The organism is Nonomuraea sp. AD125B (assembly GCF_041402765.1).
GTDB classification, from domain to species: Bacteria; Actinomycetota; Actinomycetes; order Streptosporangiales; family Streptosporangiaceae; genus Nonomuraea; species Nonomuraea bangladeshensis.
Map to the genome: position 1 here is coordinate 1006806 of NZ_JBGLOU010000001.1, position 18087 is coordinate 1024892.

Here is an 18087-nt window from a genome sequence, read left to right on the forward strand (position 1 = left end):
TATGAGGGGGAGGGCGGGTGCCGGTCGTGTTGGCGCTGCTGTGTGCCGCGCAGTTCATGGTGGTGCTGGACGTGTCGGTGGTGAACGTCGCGCTGCCGTCCATCCAGGCCGCACTCGGCTTCGACACCCGTCACCTGGCGTGGGTGGGCAACGCGTATGCGCTGGCCTTCGGCGGGCTGCTGCTGCTCGGCGGGCGGCTGGCCGACCTGTACGGGCACCGGCGCGTCCTCACCGCCGGCCTGGCCCTGTTCACTGTCGCGAGCCTGGCCGGTGGGCTGGCGGCCGCGCCCGGCGCTTTGATCGCCGCCCGGGCCGGCCAGGGGGTAGGGGCGGCGGTGCTGGCCCCGGCCACGCTCACGATCTTGACCTCTGTCTTTCCCGAGGGGCCGCGCCGCACCCGCGCGATCGCGATCTGGACGGCCGTCAGCCTGGCCGGCGGCACGGCGGGCAACGTGATCGGCGGGGCGCTGACCGAATACCTGTCCTGGCGGGCGATTCTGCTGATCAACGTACCGATCGGGCTGGTCTGCCTGGCCGCCACCCGCCGGTTGGCCGCCGGCCCCGACATGCGCGGCGGGCGGCGGCTGGACGTGCTCGGCGCGGTGCTGGCCACCGCCGCGCTGGGCGCGCTGGCCTACGGCCTGTCGGACGCGCCCGCTGTAGCGTTCGCCGGGGCCGTCCTGCTGGCAGTGTTCGCGCTGGTCGAGGTGCGCGTGGCGCGGGCGCCGCTGATCCCGCCGCGCTTGGTGTGGCCGCGGTCGATCTGGCTGGGCAACATCGCGATGCTGCTGGCCGGGGCGTGCCTGAACCCGATGTGGTACTTCCTGACCCTGTCCCTGCAGAACGTCCTGGGCTACGGGCCGCTGCAGACCGGGCTGGCGTTCCTGCCGCACACCCTGCTGACCATGCTGGTGGGCCTGCGCCTGACGCCATGGCTGATGCGCCGCGCCGACGATCGCGTGCTCATCGTCGCAGGGGCGCTGATCGGCGCAGCCGGCTTCTGGTGGCAGAGCCGCATCGCCCCGGGCCAGGACTACCTGACGGCCATCGCCGGCCCGGCCGTGCTGATCTCGCTCGGCGGCGGCCTGCTGAACACGCCGCTGACCGTCACGGTCACCTCGGGCGTCGCCACCGCCGACGCGGGGGCGGCATCCGGGCTGATGAACACCGCCAAGCAGATCGGCGGCGCGCTCGGCCTGGCCGCCCTGGTCGCGCTCACGGCGGGGCAGGACGGCGAACGTGCCGGCCCGGCCCGGGCGCCGGAGCTGGCAACCGGCTACGGACAGGCCTTCGCCGCCATCGCCGTGGTGCTGGCCGCCGTCGCCCTCCTGGCGGCCGCGCTGCCGCGACGGCGCGACGCCACCCCGGGTGCCACACGGCAAGGCGGGAGGCTGGAGACCTGAACGCGGATCGGGCCCTCCCCTCCGCCGACCAGCGTCGTCGGCGCGCCAGGCAGAAGTCAGCGGCAGGTGCGGTCGCGCCGCTGTTGTCGAGCCGGTCGGTGATGGACAGCAGCTCGCCCATCTCCTCCAGCGTGGGGTGTTCACGAGCGTGGTTGAGCAGCGACGATGACGCCCAGGCGAAGGTCGCTTCCCGAGATGCATGTGATCGTTTCCCAGCTGAGCGCTCAGGGGTTCAGCGTGCTCCGTCGGTCATGCGGACCGTTGTTACGGGTGTGGTTGTTCCAGCCACTCGCTGGTCAGCCTTGCTCCTGTAGTCTGGCCGATGACCGCGAGCATGGCGGCTTGCCAGTCGTAGTCCTCGTCGCGTTCGTCGAAGTCGACGAGGACGTCTGTCATCGCCTGCAGCGGCGCTCGCCCGACGCCGATGCGGCGATGCAAGTCAATGCCTCCGTTTAATGCCTCAGTCGAGGCCACCGGAACTCGGTCCGGTGGCCTCGCGGGTCCGCCTTGACCTTGACCCAAGGTCAAGGCGGATGCTGACCGCATGACGCATTCACACGCTTCCTCATGGGCCGGCATGGTGGCCGTCGACGACACGGCCCTGGCGGTCACCGATACCCGCGGCCCCGGTCAAGCCGTCGTGTATCTCAGCGGCTCCTATGCGAGCCAGCGCTCCTGGCGGCGGGTGATCGCCGAACTGGGCCCCCGGTGGCGACACCTCACCTACGATGAGCGCGCCCGCGGCAAGTCGAAGCGGTCGGCCGACTACTCCTTCGAGGGATGTCTGCGCGACGTCGACGCGGTCCTCGATGCGACCGGGGTGGAGCGGCCGCTGCTGGTCGGCTGGTCCTATGGTGCGGCGCTGGCGGTGCACTGGGCCGATCGCAACCCCGACCGGATCGCCGGTGTGGTCTCGGTCGACGGCGCGGTCCCCTGGGGGCTGACCGGTGAGGAGAACCGGGAGCGGATCCGGCGCGCGTTTCGCGCCATGCGGCTGGGGCTGCCGCTCGCGCGCCCCTTCGGCCTGGCCGCCTCGATGAGTGCCGCTCAGCACGCCCAGGTCAACATCGAGATCAACGAGGTGTGCGCCGCCCTCGAACCCGTCCTGGACCGGCTGTCCTGCCCGGTGCGATATATCCTCGCCTCCGGAGCCAACCTCGGCGGCGGCGCGGAGGAGATGGAGCAGATGCGCGCCTCTCTCGATCCGGTGCTCCACCGCAACCCCAACCTACGGGTCAGCACCAAAGTCGAGAGCAACCACACCCAGATCCTGCGCAAGGACTTCCGAGCGATCGCCGCCGCGGTGCGGGAGGCCGCCGCGGCCGCGCAGGTGCGAGAGGATCGCTGAGCCCATGGCCGCAGGGGTGACCATCGGCCAGGCGGCCGCGTTCGCCGGCATCACGATCAAAACGGTGCGGCACTACCACAAGCTCGGGCTGGTGGAGGAGCCCGCGCGCGACAGCTCGGGGTACCGACGCTACGGCTCGGCCGAGCTGTTGAGACTGGTGCAGGTCAAAACGCTCGCCGGCGCCGGGGTGCCGCTGGCCGACATCGGCCCGCTGCTGGACTGCGACGCCGCGCCGTTCGCCGTGGCACTCGCCGACGTCGAGCAGCACCTCACCGCCCGGATCGCCGCGTTGGCCGCACAGAGGGACATGCTCAACCGGCTCACCAGCGGCGACCGGACCTTGCTGCCCGACCGCGCCGTGGCGATGCTGGAGGCGATGCCGACCCTCGGCTTCACCCCAGAGGACGTACGCACCGCCCGGGAATCCTTCGTCCTGGCCAAGGCCCTGGTCCCCGAAAGCTTCGAGGACTACCTCGCCGACATCGAACACGCGCTGCGAAACCCCCGCTTCGTGGAGCTGACCAAGCGCAGCGCCGAAGTCATCGGCTGGGCACCGGATGATCCCCGCGTTGTGGAGCTGGCCACCGACATGGCCGAGCACTACCTCGCCCACCCCGACCACCTCAGGATCGTGACCGGTCTGCAGGCCCATACCGAGACCGCGACCCGCTACCGGTTGATCGCCCACCACGGCGAAGAACGCGACTCCGCCGCGGCCCGCCTGGCCTCGCTCGTCGAAGCGAGGCTCCGCGCCGGCGGTATCGACATCCCCCGACCGGATCGAGGCTGAGACCGACAGGAGCCGTTGGCAGAGAGCCCGTTCCCCGGGCTGCGGCCCGGGGAACGGGCTGAGGAGGGGATCGGTCCAGCCGCAGATGTGCACGACTCGGGGTCGAGCACATCGACCTCGAGTCCCTGCCGCTGCCCTTCCTCAACGGCGATCCCCAGGTTGCCGCCGCTTGGCGTGCCGAAGCTGCCAGGATCGCGGCCGAGCCAGCATGGGTCTGGACTCTGACGGCTGGACGATCTTCTTTGAAGGCCGACCGCGCTCATCATGACCAAGGCCCGCATGGCCACGGACATCCTGTCTGGTCAGACCGGAGACGCCGTCCTTAGCAACCGTCCAACGTCGAGGCCACCGCCTTCGAGTCGCTGCCGGCGGCCAGCCACGCCTGGGCCAGGACCCTGATCGCCGCCCTGCGCGACGGCGCAGGCCTGGTCGAGCCCGGCCCGGCATGGGATCGGCTCCGCGACGTGATCGGCCTGTTCTCCGACTACGTCGAAGTCGGCGAGCACCTGCTCGCCCGGAGCCTGGACGCTGACCTCGGTGGCGGCCGAATGCCGTACGGCGTTGGTCAGCGCTTCCTGCACCACCCGGTAGGCGGTGTGATCGACAGCCGGCGGTAGCGCGCCCCCGGTCCCGGAGCGGCGTACGGTGATCGTCCGGTCCGCGCAGGTGAGCTGTCCGGCCAGTTGCTTCAGGTCGGCGGTGCCGGGCTGGATGGCGGGCGGGTGCTCGTCGAAGGTCCGCAGCAGGCCGCGTACCTCGGTGAGCGCCGACTGCGACAGGTCCGAGATCGTCTGCAGGGCCTGCTTCGCGGGTGCGTCGCCGGGCCGCCGCGGCCTGCAGCCGGATCGCGGTCAGGTGGTGACCGACGCTGTCGTGCACGTTCCTGGCCAGCCAGATACGCTCCTCGGCGTTCACCACCTGCGCCACAGCTGGGGGTTCGCCGCCCGTTCCAGGTCGAGCGGCATCAGCCGCATTCGGCGGACCTGACCGCCCTCATGCCCCCGCGCCCTCCGGCTCAGGGGAGCGTCCGGCTTCAGCGGATTCCGGCAAGTTCCCACCGGGGGTCACGCGCAGGTCGGTGAAAACCGGCCAGCGTCGGCCGGCGCGGTCGCGAACGATCGACAGTGCGATGCCGCCGGTGTTGTCGGCGCCGTGGCGGCTGGGCGCGCTCAGCCGGATCGCTCCGTCGACCAGCGCCACGATCCGGCCTCCTCGTACCGTGAGCAGCACATGGTGCGTGGCGCCGGGTGTGAGCGGGTGCTCGGCGAGGACGTCCCCGCCGCTCCGGCCGCGGATGAGCTGGGCCGTGCGAGCGGACAGCCGGATGGCCACCGGCTCCCGCCCGCCGACGCGGGCGTAGAGGCCGGCGGTGTTCGTGCGCGTGGCAAGCCGGGACACCCGCGCTTCCACGGTGTAGTCGTCCCAGTCCGCCGAGCCGTAGGGGGCGTAGGCGGCGTACCTGTAGGTGTCGTGGCCCGGTGTCGGGTGCCTGCCGGTCAACGGGAAGCCGCCCGGCCTCACGGGTTCCCCGCTGACGGACGTCCACCGTTCGTGGTCTTCCAGCGGCGTCCCACGGGGAGGGATCGCGAGGCGCCGCGTCACCTCGCGCATCAGGTCGTCGGCCGTCGTGTCCGCCCGGACCTCCAGCCGCTCGTACGCCTGCGCCGCGGAGGACCTGCGGCTGGGCGGCATCGGAGGCGACGCGTGGTTGCTCATCGCCAGCACGAACGAGTCCCTGATCATGTGGTCGGCGACGGCCCCGCTCGTCGTGCCGGCCGACGGGGGCTCCGGCGGCCGGCCGTCGCCGGAGTCGGAGAAGGGGTAGGAGAACAGGACCGGCCGCGGCAGCCCATGCTGTCGGAACGCGCGGAACGCCGCCGCGAAATCGGCTCGGACGCGCGCCTGCCAGCGGGCGGGACTCTCCCACTCGCCGGCCGCGGGGGAGTAGACCCGGTGGGTCAGCGGCGACCCGGTCCGCCCGTCGGGCCCGGTCACGACCCGGGCGTGCAGGTCGTGGGTGTGACTCTGGAAGTCCCACCGTCCCGAAGCCGCCATCCGGGAGATCTCCTCCCAGGACAGGTAGTACGTCCTGCGGCCTACCAGGCCGGTGATGAGGAACGCCGAGGCCCGCATGCCGTGACGGGCCAGGATCGCATCGCCGTGGATCCACACGCCGCGCGCCCCGTCGTCGAACGTGATCACGACCGACCTTCGCGGCACCGGTCCGCCCCGCGCGTACGCGGCCAGCTCCGCCGCCGACAGCGTGTCGTACCCCGCCGCGCACAAGGCGCTCAGGTGCGACTCGAACTGCTGCGGCGTCACCGTGTACGGTCCGCCGTCACCGGGACGGATGTCGTGGTAGGTGAGGACGACCGGTGCGGCGCGGTCGGGAAGGCCGGCGGCCAGGCCGCGCCAGCCGGCCACCGCGTCGGCCGTGAGCGGGCCAGGACTGGTGGTCTCCTGTTCGGCGACCGACCTCAGATGCTCGTGCAGCCGCCAGGACAGCACGAAGGGCGCGGCCAGCGCCGCCAGCGCCACGAGCGTGAGGCTCGCCCTGACCAGCCGTATGGCGGCGCCGCGTGCGATCACAGGAGCTGCCACGGCAGCCACTCTCCTCGGCTGAGCACGAACACGTACAGTGCGCCGATCGCCATGGCGAGCAGCACCCCGGCGACAGGGCTGAGCAGCCGTCTCACGAGGCCCCCCGGAACCAGGTCGTGCGCCGGATCGTCGCGGCGGCGTACGGCAGCAGCCACGACAGCAGCACCGAGGACAGCAGGCTCATCACCAGCCGATAGCGCCAGCGCGACGAGCCGTCCGCGCCGAACCTGAACGCCATGCCCCAGAAGAATCCCTTGATCACCACTCCGGACAGATACAGCCAGGTCATCAGCCACATGCCGTTGAGCGGCGCCCACAGCAGGTGGCGGATCACGAGCACCGGGGCGGCCAGCACCCACAGCACGTGCACGTAATACAGCGCGGCGGCCCCCACCCCGCGCCTCCAGATGAACGTGCCGGTGAAGAAGATGTTGCGGATGAAGCTCTTCTTCCATCGGATCTGCTGGCGCAGGAACGGCCGGAGCCGGTCGGGCACCGTGGTCCAGACGCGGGCCGAGCGTACGTACGACGTGCGCCAGGCCAGCTCGGGATGGTTGACGTCCCGTACGAACGGCGAATCGGCGTGCCGCCGCTTCAGGTCGCGCCCGTGGTAGCGCTGGCCGAGGACATATCCGGTGAGCTGCCGGTCGGTGGCGAAACGGAACTCAGCGCCGAGAAAACGGTCCTCGGCCCAGGCGGGGAGGTAGTTGTAGATGGCGCCCCGGCGGAAGACCGCCAGTGGCCCGGAGACGCAGGTGACCGCGCCGAAGACCGACTCGGCCGCCTTGATCACCCGGAACTGGCCCTCGTACCACACGTCCTGTGCGCGGGAGAGGATGCTCTGCTCGGCGTTGAGTGCGCGCGCGTGCCCGCTGACGGCGCCCAGTTCGGGGTGCCTGACGAGCGCGGTGACGCAGCGGGACAAGGCGTCCGCGGCCAGCACGCAGTCGGAGTCGGTGAAGGCGATCACCTCTCCTTCGGCACGTTCCATGGCGCGGACGAGCGCCCGTTTCTTGCCGACGTTCTCCTCCAGGAAGAGGACCTCGATGGGCAACTCGCGGGCGAGCTCCCGCAGGATGTCCGGCGTGCCGTCGGTGGAGGCGTCGTCCACCACGATGACCTGCACGCCGTCGAGGTCTCCTGCCACCATGGAGTGCACGCACGCCTCGATGCCCGACTCCTCGTTGCGCACCGCGACCAGGAAACTGACGGTGGGCTGGGCGGGCAGCGGGACGAACAGGTCCGTGTCCCGGCGGCGGTGTGCGCGTGGCGGATGCACGGCCGGGTCGGCGTACCTCGTGTAGGCCAGATAGAAGATCACAATCGTGGAAGTGAGCACCAGGCAGCCGTAGCCGAGCAGGAGCGGAGCCTGGAGCACGTACGGGACGGCGCTGCCGAGGAGCAGGAGCAGCGGGAACAGCAGCACCAGCGTCGCCACCCGCCGGATGCCGTGCTGAACGCCGTGGTCCAGGCGGCGCAGCCGCGCACGGATCCGTTCCTCCCGGGATCTTCGGGGGGACGGCGTGCCGGGGGTGGTGACAGCGGGCGGAACAACAACGGATGGAGGGCGCACGAAATCCCCTGTGCTGGGCGTGAAGGAGTGATCGCCAGTTGATCGAGAAGCACCCTAGCCAGGGCCGCTGAGGCCGGAAAGGACTGACACCATAGCTTTGCGGAAGACGGGCTATGACGTGCCACAGGTGGCGTCGCGTCACAGCTCGGCTCGCGTTCCCCTGCCGGTCGGGACCGATGGTCAGGATCGATCGATCGGAGTCCCTGGATCGGACTGCAAAGATCAGCCGAGCGTGAACATCCTCGCGCGGATACGGCGCCGACTGGGAGGGTGGATCTCATGATGGAGGACTTGCGGGACGCCGAGCGCTGGCTCCAGGCCGCGCAGTTCGCTGGAGATCATGCCCCGCACTGCCGCGTGCCGGCGAACCCGTCGAAAGATCCGCAAGGATCTGATCACCCCATCGGCAAGCACAAAGGTCGCAGCCCCCCTCCAGCATCTATCCCACCCTCGCAGAACACGAGAAGGGCCAGCGCCACCCCGACGCGGTCGAACAGGCCCGCGCCGAGTTTGCCGCCTTCCACAAGGGGCTCTAACCTCGCTGACCCGCGGATCAGCCGTCAGCACCAACAACTACGACGAAGTCCTTTACCTCGAAATGGAACACTGCGTCACTGCAGGTCAATGGCGGGTTCGTTGGATTCTGCCCCATTGCTCCTAGGACCCCTATCTGCTGGCGGCCGACATCGATGTGTCCATCGGCACGTCGGCGACGCGCTCGACAACGCCTTGATCGAATCGCAGATCGGGCTCTGCAAAACCGAGCTGATCAAGCTCCGGGGTCCGTGGCGCAGCCTGGCCGAGGTGGAACTGGCCACTGCGGAATGGGTGGTCTGGTTTAACACCTGCCGCCCGAGAAGTTCGAGGCGATCTACTTCGCTCAGCATCACTCCGAAGCCCTAGCACTCAACCCAGGGCACACCAAAGTCTCCACCAAGCTCGGGGCGGTTCAGTAATTACCAGGACCTGGTTGCAATTGCTCCAGAGGTGTTCAGTTCTCAAGGCTGATGTGATGAACAAGGCGCCACACTTGCTGGTGGCTCTGCCAGATGTTCATAAGCCTGGCAGGACGGTCAGAGGGGAAAGGACGAGGCTGCCGCTCTCCCCACCAGAGAAGCACGAGGGTGCGACCTTCGGCATATCTCTGGAGAGCCTCTTGCCGTATGTACAGAAGGTGACCTCGCATGCGCGGCGGGGGCCCGTAGGACATGCTTGTGGTCACTCCCGAGCATTCAACCTGATGGAATTCCTGGGCGCGGGCTCGCAAGTCCAGGGCGCGGGAGATCTCCTTCGACGGGACGATGGCGCCATCGACATCGTTGAGGACGGAGTGGTAGCTCTCCCACGTGTAATGATGCGCGAGCACTTCGGCGGGAACGGTGACGCCGTCGCCCAGTCGCAGGGTTCCGCGGTAGGGGTCGTACGGATCGTCCTCTTCGTGGATATGCGCGAATGTCGGGTGCCACGGGATCTCTCCGGCGAAGGTGTAGTAGTCCCGGGGAGGCTCAGGTATCCAATTACGGCCTGGATAGTCGGCCGAGTTGAAAGCCGAGACAACGGTGTCGGCCTGGCTGCTGTCGACGAGGAGGGCGTTCAGCATGCCCCACACGTGCCGGCCTGGGGCTTGTGTGTCTGTCTCGAGGTGCCCGGCCACGGCAATCCATGGACCGGGGTGTCCGTCCAGTTCCTGAGGCTGCAGCAGTTCCGGCGGGACGACGACCTCACCGCTGGTGACCCAGTCTTCGAGGCCTGCCGGCGTCGAAGACGCCCAGTCCGGGATTGTGAAGGGCAGGGGCGGAAGGGGGCACGGGAAGGTTGGATCGATACCGAGATCGGGCAGGCGCTCCGAAGCTGGTTGGAGTTCGCCGCGATCCTGAAGTCTGCCTGCGGCCGCGTAGAACCCGATCCAACTGTACTTCTTGCCGTAGCGTTCGGCGTTGCCTGACAGTTCGCGTCGGGGGTAGCTCTGATGCGCGATGGTGCCGTCGATGTCGCCTAAGGTCGACGTGCGCCACCCCAGAGCCCAAATGCTGCCTTTGATCTCGGCGAGGACTTGCTGGTATCGAGGGTGGTTCTGGTCATACCTGGTGCGATCGTCGATAAGTCCGCCGACCGTGTAGTTCTCGAAATCCATGCGAAGCGCGTGGCTGACTTCCTCGTCGCGTGGGTCGTCCGCGGTGATTGGGTCGGGTGGCGGGCATGCGCCAAAGGGCAACTCGCCGGTGCCCGACCGCCCCTGCGGTAGGGCGTCGGGATAGTAGGTGGCCGCTAAGTGGGCGGCTCCCTGCACATAAAGCCTGATGAGCCAGTCGCTCGTCGGCCGTGCCGCTTCGGTGCCGATCAGCGTCGCATCAAGGCCGGTAAGGAACGACCGCAGAGCCGCGCTGAAGTCTTCATCGGGTAGTTGGTGCGCCGTGACGACGCCGTACGCCGCCGCCATGACACGCTGGGAAACGTAGGAATCGTTGATGTCGAGAGCATCAATGGCGAGGTTGAACAGGTCGCCAGGCGATCTGCGGCCGAACGCGTACAGGGTCCGGGTTGCCTGATCGCGCAGGTCTCGGACCGTGCTCGTCAGCAGCCACATCGACCATCGCGCGCGCAGCGCGTCACGGCGATCAGAAAGTGGTCTCTCCGCCATCCAGCGCTGTTCCAGCTCGCGCAGGTCGCGCGCCAGGTCCCTCCACCGGCCTCGGGCCCACTCCGTCCAGGTACGGTCCCGTCCGGCCACCTCCATCTGGCGCAACACCCGGTCGAGGAATTCGGCGTTGAGCGGGTGAGCGGGGGCTCCGCGCACCAGGTGCAGCGACTTGAACAGCTGCGCCTGGTGAGCACCTTCCTTGCGCGCGAGCGTCGCTAGCGCCTCCACAGTCGGATCGTCAAGATAGGACGGTTCGAGCGCGGTGCTCAATAGGAGCGCGCGCTCCCTGAGTTGGTCCTCCACCAAGCGCCACAGCTGCTGCTCGCGACGCCGTGGCAACAAGCCCGCGAGCGCGGTGAAGATGTCTTCCTCGAGGGGATGCCGGTGGTCACGATCCCCAGCGAAGGCGTCGGTGGTCTCCGGTGCCGACAGCCATCGCTCCACCGCCTGGCGATCCCGCTCGGCGATCAACGCATCGGCGATCAGATGTCCGGCCAGCGCGTCGAAGCTGATGAACAGGGCATCCTCGCCTGGCCGCCCGGGAAACGGTGCGCGGAGAAGAATGCCTTCCTGCTCGAGCATGCGGACGAGGCTGTGATCCCATTGTTGATCGGCATCGATGAGCCCGCGAAGTCGGCCGAACCCGAAGCCGTTGGCCTGGTGCTCCCACAAGGCGCGGCCGATCTTCTCAAACGCCGCGCGCACCTCCGTTCGATGGATGCGGAAAGTGGCGGGGGCAAGCTCGGCAACCCGGTCCGCTACCTGTTCCAAGTAGCGGTCGAAGACACCGGCAAGTGAGCCAGGCATCGCTTCGATACCTACCACGTCGGCGCGGTCGGGATTGGTCACCTCGCAGAAGAGGCGAAGCCCCAGCGGATTGTCCAGAAGAGTCTCCGGGAGATCCGCATCGGTGCCGTCGATGCGGTACCAGGCGAAGTACCGCTCTATCGCGTTGGCGCGATCCGTGTTGAAGCCTTCGACGACGAGCTGATGCGTCCCCAGGGGCAGGCACTCCTCGGTGAAGGCTTTGCGGAGCGTACACACGAGCAGCACGTGGGGATAACGCGCCAGAAGCGTGCTCACCGAGCTGAGCAGGTTGCGCCACTGCCGCGGATCCTCGGACTCGTTGAGCCCGTCGATCACCAGGGGAAGTCGCCGTTTGGCCCGCTCTCCGGCGGCGTCGAGCGCGGCCAGCAACGACTCGGTGTTCGGGCAGGGCCGTCCGTTGATGGAAATGGTGCGAGCAAGGTCGTCCAAGGTGTGCCGTACGGCGAGCTGGCGCCCTTGCAGGAAGATCCCCGCTGGTTGGTCCGTCCCGGCGCGGGTGATCTGAGCAGAAAGGTGGGTTTTTCCATTTCCCGCGTCGGCGACGACGGCGACCATGCGGACGCTGAGCTGCTCGTTGAGCGTTTTCAGCAAGGCGAGGGTGTTTCTGACATCGTCCAGTGCGTTTGTTGCCGGTGGTGCCAGCGGGCTTCGCACGTTTCGCAGGCGACGGAGAAGCGCGTGGTGCTCGGGGAGCAGTCGAAGACTGCTGCCGAAAAGCTCTTCGAGCGATTTCCAATCGGCCTGGGCAAGCGAGTCCTTCACCGCCCTCACGTGCTCATGGACGCTGCCGAGGAACGCCGCGAAGGCTCCTGTCGGCTCGTGCAGGTCGGGCGGGACGTCAGCCGGCAGCCGCCGCAGCAGCTCAGCACGTGCAAGCTCCAGTTCGTATCCTGCGACGTCGAGTTGAGCCTGGGCCCGGCTGCCGCCGAGCATCTGCTGGAGGACCCGCTCCGCATCGATCGGCTGATGCGCCTCGGGCAGCCAGCGGAAACGAACCGGGGCCACTGACCGCTCGTGCAGTTCCCCGAGGTCCTCAGGGGTGAGAACCAAGTCGCCGAAGTACGTGGCGCGGTACAACTCACCCGGCCCCGCCAGGTGCTCTTCGACGTTGGCGCTGGTCCACAAGGTGAGCCGCATGCTGCCGGCGATGGATTGCAGCCCGTAGAACCACTCCTGATCACCTTTCGTGAGCGGGTGACGAGTCCACAGGACCCAGTCGGTCAGCCCCGGAAGATCTCGCAGGCTGGTCTTGATGGCCTCCTCGATTTTGGCTCTTCTGGTGGCTCCGATGGCTCGTCCCGACGGCAGCTCGTACCAACGGCATTGCCAGCCGAACCAGCGGCCCGCCTGGCCGAGGGCGCACGGGCGGTCCAACTGGAGATGGAACTCGATGCCGGCCTGGTTCGCGGTCGCCTTGAAGTCCCCGTAGGCGGCGTAATGGCGGTGCATGAGGTGCCGGCACAGCATCTCGAAGTTGTAGGTGGCCGCGCCCGGCAAGCGGGTGAAGGCATCCCAGCTGACGCTAACCACGGCGAGGAGCCCCGTCATCGGCAAGCTTCTCCTCTTCGCCCGGATAGTCGTGTGCCGAGAAGACGTCGATACGCGCCCCCCTGCTGACGAAGATCTTCAGGATGGCCTGCACGTCGGACTCATCGGTGCGAATGACTATGGAGTCGCCCCGGGCGACGACCTTGGTGTCGTAGACGAGTTGCTCAAGATCAGCGGGAGACAGGTAGTGCACGTTGAGCGACATCAGAAGGTCGAGCATGGCCGGACTGAATCTCCGGTCAGGTTCGCCGACCTCGATGTGCCCGGCGTCGATATCCTTCTGCACGCCGGCCGCGAGCTTGTCGATCAGCTCCTTGGTGGCTTCGGCGTCCCCGGCCGAGGCGAACTTTCCGATCATGACGAGGTTCATGGAATGCTCGGAGCCGTAGCCCCACCAGATCTTCACGCGGTGCCCTCGCTCATCTCGCGTAGAGCGGCCAGCGCCTGCATGATGGTGCCGTCTCCGATCGTGACGCCGCTGTCGTCGTACGACGATCTCTTCAGCGTGCCGTTGGCGTCGATATGGGCGTATGCCTCCAGGGGTTCTTCCTGCGGGAGTGGTGCGGCGGCCGGCAGGCCATCGGCGGCGGCTGCGCTGACGGTGAGCGCCAGCGACCCGTGGTAGGCCTTCACCCAGGTATGCAGGGATGCCGTGGTGTCGCTGTCGATGCCGCTTCGGGCCGAGGTGGGTTGTTCAGGGAGAAGGAGGAACTCGCGAGCGCCGACCTCGGCAGCCACGGCCACGGCGTCATCCAGTTCACCGATGGTGTCACCGTTGACCACGTAATTGATGCCGAACGGCGCCAGCGTTCTCACCTCCGCCAACCGGTCCAGCAGCGCGCTGAAGGAGCGGCCTCGCAGACGCTCGTAGGTCTCGCCCACTCCGTCCATGCTGACCCTGACGAAGTGCACGGCGCCCTGCAGTCGTGAGCAGAGCGCGGCGTCGAGATGATGCCCATGGGTGGTGAAGGTGATCGCCAATTGCGTCTCTTCAGCAAGGCGCTGGCACAGTCGCGGAAACTCCCGTAGCAGTGTGGGTTCGCCACCACCGAACCCGACTCCCAGGCAGCCTTCCTGGTCAAGGTCGCTAAGCCAGCCAACGAGTGCATCAATGTTCAGACGCCCAGGCGTCTTCGGCGCGTAGCAGTAGGAACAGCGCAGATCGCACGCGTTGCTCAGCGCCACCGAGATCTGCCGTGGCGCCAGCGACGGCGAACATGGCCCGGTGCTCGACGGCTCCAGAAGGAGGTTGAGCCCGGTGCGCCGGTCAAACAGATGGACGCCGGATGAGGTCTGGCGAACCTTGAGCAGAAGCACCGAAATATTCTGCCAGAACCGACCTTCCTTCAGATGACCATGACGCACGGCTGCCGTCCGCGTTATGCGAAGCCGGCTGGCCGTGCGTCGCCCGGCTTGGAGCCGTCGCAGGTGGGACTTCGGTCCGATGACGGACGTGGCGATTCGGTGACATCCGTGGTAGAGGCGGGATCACCTGTACCGGGACGGCGTGTTCAGGGCGGCGTGAGGCCTCCTGCTCACGCAGCAGGGCCTGCGCCATGGCGGCGGCTGTGATGGCCGCCTCGCGCTGGTGTTGAACGGCCTTGAGCGCGCTCGCGCTCGGTCTCGCGTACCCGTTCCTCCCGGTCTTGGGCCTGCTGGCGCAGGGCGATGAGCTCGCCTTCCCGATCCGCCGCCAGCTGCTCAAGTTCGATGATACGGACTCTCGCCGCAGTGTGCAGCGCGGTGAGCTCGACGGCTCGCTGCTGGGCGGTGTCGCGGTCGTTTTCGGCTCGGCGCTGACGGAGGGTGGCCTCGTCGGCGGCCTGCTCGGCCTGGACGCAGGTGGACTGATGCTCGCCGCCCTGGCGCCAGGCGTCCTGTTCCTGCTCCTGGGCACGATCGCGCGCGCTCTCGCCTGGGTGGGTTCTTGGTCGGCGGCGGTGATCCGGGAGGTGGCTGTGTGCCCGGTATCCAGGGCCCGCCACGGCCGTCGTCGTTCGTCTTCCTCTGTCGCGACTGACTCCGCGGCGCCCGCCCTGGCGGGCTCTGGTGGCTCTCCCTCAGCGGGTCCGGTCCAGAGCCCGTGAGGTCAGAGCGGGCCGACCGGAGGCGCCTCGCCCGGTTGACGTCGGGGCTGGAAGGCGAAGCGCCATACCGGATGGTGACCGTGTTGCGCAACGGCGGCGGTAACGACGGCTTCGGCGGCTCGCGCGCCGGAGCCGGCCGGTCCGGGAGCGAGCCGCCGGGAACGCCATGCTCGCCCCCACCGTGACCAAGCGGCTCATCAGAGCATTCACCGAACAGCGCCACCCCTCCACGACCGGTGACGCCCGCAGACTTCTCGCTGAGCTGACCGACCGCGAGCACGAAGTCGTCCTCGCCGTCGCCCGCGGCCTGTCCAACCGGTAGATCGGTCGCGAGCTGTCCATGACCGAGACGACCGCCAAGGCACACTTCAGCCGCGCGCTGGCCAAACTACGCCTCGCCAACCGGGTGCAGGCAGCGATCCTGGTACACGAGGCTGGCCTTCTCTGATCCCGTTTCCGGCCCTCGCACGAATCCGCAGCGATCGGCCCTTACCCTGAGGCTTCAGAAAACCTTCGATTCTTCGACACCCGTCAGCGGACCTCGGCTGTCCTCTGGACAGGTACCTATCCGTTGATCCATTTGGTGATCGCGGAGCGGTCCCCGTCCGGGTTCCGAGCGCCGCCTACGGTGCGAAGCGCTGGTCATCCGGCAGGCGGTTCAGGGGACGGATGGCAGGGGTGCGCAGCCGCTCGATGTCGTCGCGCAGTTCTTCGGCGGGACGTAGGTCGTAGGCCATGGTCGTCTCCGGTCGTGCGTGGCCGGCCAGTTTGGCGGCCTTGATCGCGTCCACGACCGGTAGCACGTTGCTGATGAAGGTGCGGCGCATGTCGTGCGGCCGTACGCGGCGGGTGCCCGCCTGGGTGCTTCTCTTGGTCAGGATGTCGGCGATGCCCTGGGGCTGCATGTGCCGGGGCCTGCCGTTCTTGATCCGCGGGGCGCCGTTGCGTTCCAGGCGGGGAAACAGCGCTCCTGGGCCGTCGCCTCGGATGGCCAGCCAGCGTTCCAGCAGGCCGGTGGTGAACGACGAGAGCGGCAGATGCCGTTCCTTGTTGCCCTTGCCGACGACGCGCAGCATGCCGGTGGTCAAGGCGCCGTAGTCGTCCATCGCCAGGTTCGCGGCTTCGGCGCGGCGCAGGCCACAGCTGTCCAGCACGGCGATGAGCGCGGCGTCACGCGCGCCGGCCGGGGTTTCGTCGGCCAGGCAGGCGGCCAGGAGCGCGCCGATCACCTCGTCGGGGATGTAGCGGCCAGCGGGGTGGCGCTCGCCCTTGACGTCCTTGACGCTGCGGGCTCGCTGGTATTCCTCCCCGGTGATGCCACCCAGCAGCCAGGCTTCCTCCAGCACGCGGCGCAGGGCGCTGAGATGCTTGTTGACGTGGGCATCCGACCAGCCCTGCCGGAGGAGTTGGGCCCGCAGGTGCACGGTGTGCTCGTAGCGCAGCAGCCACCATGGCTGGCCGCGCCCGCTGACGCTGGCATCGTCGAATGGGCGGCCGAGGATGAGCCGGGCGATGCGGTCGAGACATCCGCCCATGGTGCGTCGCGACTCCTCGCTGTCCAGGCCGGCCAGGTAGGTGTCGTACGGGTCCTTCATCGCCGCGGCGGTGGCGATGCGGTTCTCGGCGCCCGGGTCCGCGGCCGCCGGCAGTGACAGCGCCGCCAGCGCTACAAGCCCTGCCTCCAGGTCGGGCGCCGCTGCCGGCGCGCCCTCAAGCACCGTCAGGTCATCGGCGGGTGCCGTCACCCAGGTCCCTCCTTGCCCGATGCGCACGGCCTGGCATCCCCTGCGTCACGCCTAGATCATAGCGGTTTTACCTGTGGGAGTCCGCATTCCCGTGGGTAAATTCCATGATCACTATGATTCGTGATGATCACGAACGTTTGGTTTCCGTTCGCGATCATCACTTTTCTGATACGGTCATTCGCATGGCAACCGGACATCAAGATCGCTCCGCTGCGGCCGGTCCCCCCGGTGACCCGTGGATCGCCACGCCCGCGGATGACGGCGCGGAAACCGACGGACACCAACCGGCCCAGGAGCCGGCGCGGTGCGCCGGGCCGGCCTGCGGCAACACGCTGCCGCTGGCCGTGACCAGCGCCGGCCGGCAGCGCGCCTACTGCTCCGACGCCTGCCGCGCCCGCGCCTACCGCGAGCGCCGAGCCCGGCACGAGGGCGCGATGAGCGAGGCCGTCCGCCGCACCGCCGCGCTGGACGAGCGGATCGCCCCCCAGCTCGAGCAGCACGCCGCGGCGACGATCCGCCTGGCCGAGGCGCTGGAGGAGCGCACCCGGCAGCAGCAGCGCCTGGCCGACGTCTCCGCCGAGCGCATCGCCGAAGCCGAACGCGCCGCCGACGAGGCCGCCGCCGCCAGCCGCGATGACCAGGAGACCGCCCGCCGCGCGCTCGCCGACGCCACGGCCGCCAGGCACGCCGCGGCCGAGGCACGTAAGGCCCGCGAGCAGGCAGAACAGGCCGCCCGCCAGGCCGACCGGGACAAGAAGCGGGCCGAGCAGGACGCCGACCGGGCGCGCGCCTCCGAGCTGCTGGCGGTGACCGAGGCCGGCAACCTCAAGGAGGAACGAGCTCTGCTGCGCGGCCGGCTGGAGCAGGCGGAGCAGGCACGCCAGCTCGCCGAGACCGCCCAGCAGGCCGCCGAGACCGCCCGCGCGGACGCGGAGGAACGGGCCGAGCAGGCCCGCCACACCCTCGCCGAACACCAGGCCAAGCTGGCCGAGCGCGAGCGCGAGCTCGACGAGCTGCGCACCGCCCTGACCCGCGCCACCCGCGACGCCGACCGGCTGCGCCAGGACCTGGACCGCGAACGCGCTCGTGTCGAGGCGGCCGAGCAGCGCGCCGAGCAGGAACGCCGGGCCGCCGCCGACGCCCGGACCGAGACCACCACGGTGCGCGAGGAGGCCGACCGGCTACGGGAGCAGCTCCGCGAAGAAGGCGGCCGGGCCGCCGCCGCGGCGCTCGAGGCGGCCGTGGCCGCCGCCCGGCTGGAGGCCGCCCAGGCCGCCGCCGGGCTGGTGCTGCCCGAGCCGGTCGACCTCAGCGGCGACCTCGGCGACGGGGTGCGGGGCGTGACCCTGCCCGAGGCCGGCATCCAGGCCGTCGCCCGACACCCGGACGGCGCCGTGGTGCTGCACCACCAGAACACCCGGATTCGGCTCGGCGACCCCGAGCACGCGGCCGCCCACGGGCAGGCGCTGGCCGCCGCGCTGCTGGCCGTCTCCTCCGAACGCCCCTGATCGCCCTGGCCGAAC

16 protein-coding genes and 1 pseudogene are annotated in these 18087 nt (G+C 69.1%); 9 read left to right on the forward strand and 8 right to left on the reverse strand.

The genetic code is table 11. The features are described from left to right. Positions 1–17: 17 nt before the first annotated feature. Positions 18–1403, forward strand: coding sequence for an MFS transporter (locus ACBR40_RS04705; protein WP_371247536.1), 1386 nt, complete (start codon positions 18–20; stop codon positions 1401–1403). 264 nt (positions 1404–1667) lie between these two features. Here the strand turns inward: ACBR40_RS04705 and ACBR40_RS04710 are convergent, their stop codons facing one another. Beyond that, positions 1668–1799 carry a hypothetical protein gene (locus tag ACBR40_RS04710; RefSeq protein WP_371247538.1) on the reverse strand — a complete coding sequence of 44 codons (132 nt, stop codon included), beginning with the start codon at positions 1797–1799 and terminating at the stop codon, positions 1668–1670. A 181-nt stretch (positions 1800–1980) separates the two neighbouring features. On the opposite strand from ACBR40_RS04710, the gene ACBR40_RS04715 reads away from it, so the two are divergent. The 3 genes from ACBR40_RS04715 to ACBR40_RS04725 all read left to right on the forward strand — a co-directional run bounded on the left by ACBR40_RS04715 (position 1981) and on the right by ACBR40_RS04725 (position 4158). Next, the gene (locus ACBR40_RS04715) at positions 1981–2751 is read left to right on the forward strand and encodes an alpha/beta fold hydrolase (RefSeq protein ID WP_371247539.1); all 771 of its coding nucleotides are present in this window, start codon (positions 1981–1983) and stop codon (positions 2749–2751) included. A gap of 16 nt (positions 2752–2767) precedes the next feature. Beyond that, the gene (locus ACBR40_RS04720; protein WP_371247540.1) at positions 2768–3541 is read left to right on the forward strand and encodes a MerR family transcriptional regulator; all 774 of its coding nucleotides are present in this window, start codon (positions 2768–2770) and stop codon (positions 3539–3541) included. A gap of 464 nt (positions 3542–4005) precedes the next feature. Next, positions 4006–4158, forward strand: coding sequence for a hypothetical protein (locus ACBR40_RS04725; RefSeq protein ID WP_371247588.1), 153 nt, complete (start codon positions 4006–4008; stop codon positions 4156–4158). A gap of 196 nt (positions 4159–4354) precedes the next feature. Here the strand turns inward: ACBR40_RS04725 and ACBR40_RS04730 are convergent. From ACBR40_RS04730 to ACBR40_RS04740, 3 genes and pseudogenes are all read right to left on the reverse strand, one after another. Next, positions 4355–4468, reverse strand: a pseudogene (locus tag ACBR40_RS04730) (histidine kinase); the annotation flags it as partial. A gap of 66 nt (positions 4469–4534) precedes the next feature. After that, entirely contained in the window at positions 4535–6142 is a 1608-nt protein-coding gene (locus tag ACBR40_RS04735) for a polysaccharide deacetylase family protein (RefSeq protein ID WP_371247541.1), read from the reverse strand. A 91-nt stretch (positions 6143–6233) separates the two neighbouring features. Continuing rightward, complete coding sequence (locus ACBR40_RS04740) at positions 6234–7580, reverse strand: glycosyltransferase (protein WP_371247543.1); 1347 nt, start codon at positions 7578–7580, stop codon at positions 6234–6236. Positions 7581–8339: 759 nt separating this feature from the next. On the opposite strand from ACBR40_RS04740, the gene ACBR40_RS04745 reads away from it, so the two are divergent. Then, positions 8340–8618 carry an integrase core domain-containing protein gene (locus tag ACBR40_RS04745; protein WP_371247544.1) on the forward strand — a complete coding sequence of 93 codons (279 nt, stop codon included), beginning with the start codon at positions 8340–8342 and terminating at the stop codon, positions 8616–8618. A gap of 88 nt (positions 8619–8706) precedes the next feature. Here the strand turns inward: ACBR40_RS04745 and ACBR40_RS04750 are convergent, their stop codons facing one another. Genes ACBR40_RS04750 through ACBR40_RS04760 form a run of 3 tightly spaced genes read right to left on the reverse strand, consistent with a single transcriptional unit; the run spans position 8707 to position 14049 of the window. Further along, on the reverse strand, positions 8707–12732 hold the full coding sequence (locus ACBR40_RS04750) for an NACHT domain-containing NTPase (RefSeq protein WP_371247545.1): 4026 nt from the start codon (positions 12730–12732) through the stop codon (positions 8707–8709). Continuing rightward, complete coding sequence (locus ACBR40_RS04755) at positions 12707–13138, reverse strand: DUF6375 family protein (RefSeq protein WP_371247546.1); 432 nt, start codon at positions 13136–13138, stop codon at positions 12707–12709. Before ACBR40_RS04755 ends, ACBR40_RS04750 begins: the two co-directional genes overlap by 26 nt. Then, the gene (locus tag ACBR40_RS04760) at positions 13135–14049 is read right to left on the reverse strand and encodes a radical SAM protein (RefSeq protein WP_371247547.1); all 915 of its coding nucleotides are present in this window, start codon (positions 14047–14049) and stop codon (positions 13135–13137) included. The genes ACBR40_RS04755 and ACBR40_RS04760 overlap by 4 nt, the downstream gene beginning before the upstream one ends. A gap of 284 nt (positions 14050–14333) precedes the next feature. Between ACBR40_RS04760 and ACBR40_RS04765 the strand changes: the two genes are divergently transcribed. The 3 genes from ACBR40_RS04765 (at position 14334) to ACBR40_RS04775 (ending at position 15267) form a co-directional block, all read left to right on the forward strand. Further along, positions 14334–14819 carry a hypothetical protein gene (locus ACBR40_RS04765; RefSeq protein WP_371247548.1) on the forward strand — a complete coding sequence of 162 codons (486 nt, stop codon included), beginning with the start codon at positions 14334–14336 and terminating at the stop codon, positions 14817–14819. Between the two features lie 166 nt (positions 14820–14985). Continuing rightward, on the forward strand, positions 14986–15141 hold the full coding sequence (locus ACBR40_RS04770; RefSeq protein WP_371247549.1) for a hypothetical protein: 156 nt from the start codon (positions 14986–14988) through the stop codon (positions 15139–15141). Positions 15142–15153: 12 nt separating this feature from the next. After that, entirely contained in the window at positions 15154–15267 is a 114-nt protein-coding gene (locus ACBR40_RS04775; RefSeq protein ID WP_371247587.1) for a hypothetical protein, read from the forward strand. A gap of 175 nt (positions 15268–15442) precedes the next feature. Here ACBR40_RS04775 and ACBR40_RS04780 read toward each other — a convergent pair whose 3' ends face one another. Next, the gene (locus tag ACBR40_RS04780) at positions 15443–16564 is read right to left on the reverse strand and encodes a tyrosine-type recombinase/integrase (RefSeq protein WP_371247550.1); all 1122 of its coding nucleotides are present in this window, start codon (positions 16562–16564) and stop codon (positions 15443–15445) included. A gap of 182 nt (positions 16565–16746) precedes the next feature. Between ACBR40_RS04780 and ACBR40_RS04785 the strand changes: the two genes are divergently transcribed. Then, on the forward strand, positions 16747–18072 hold the full coding sequence (locus ACBR40_RS04785) for a hypothetical protein (protein WP_371247551.1): 1326 nt from the start codon (positions 16747–16749) through the stop codon (positions 18070–18072). Positions 18073–18087 lie beyond the last annotated feature (15 nt).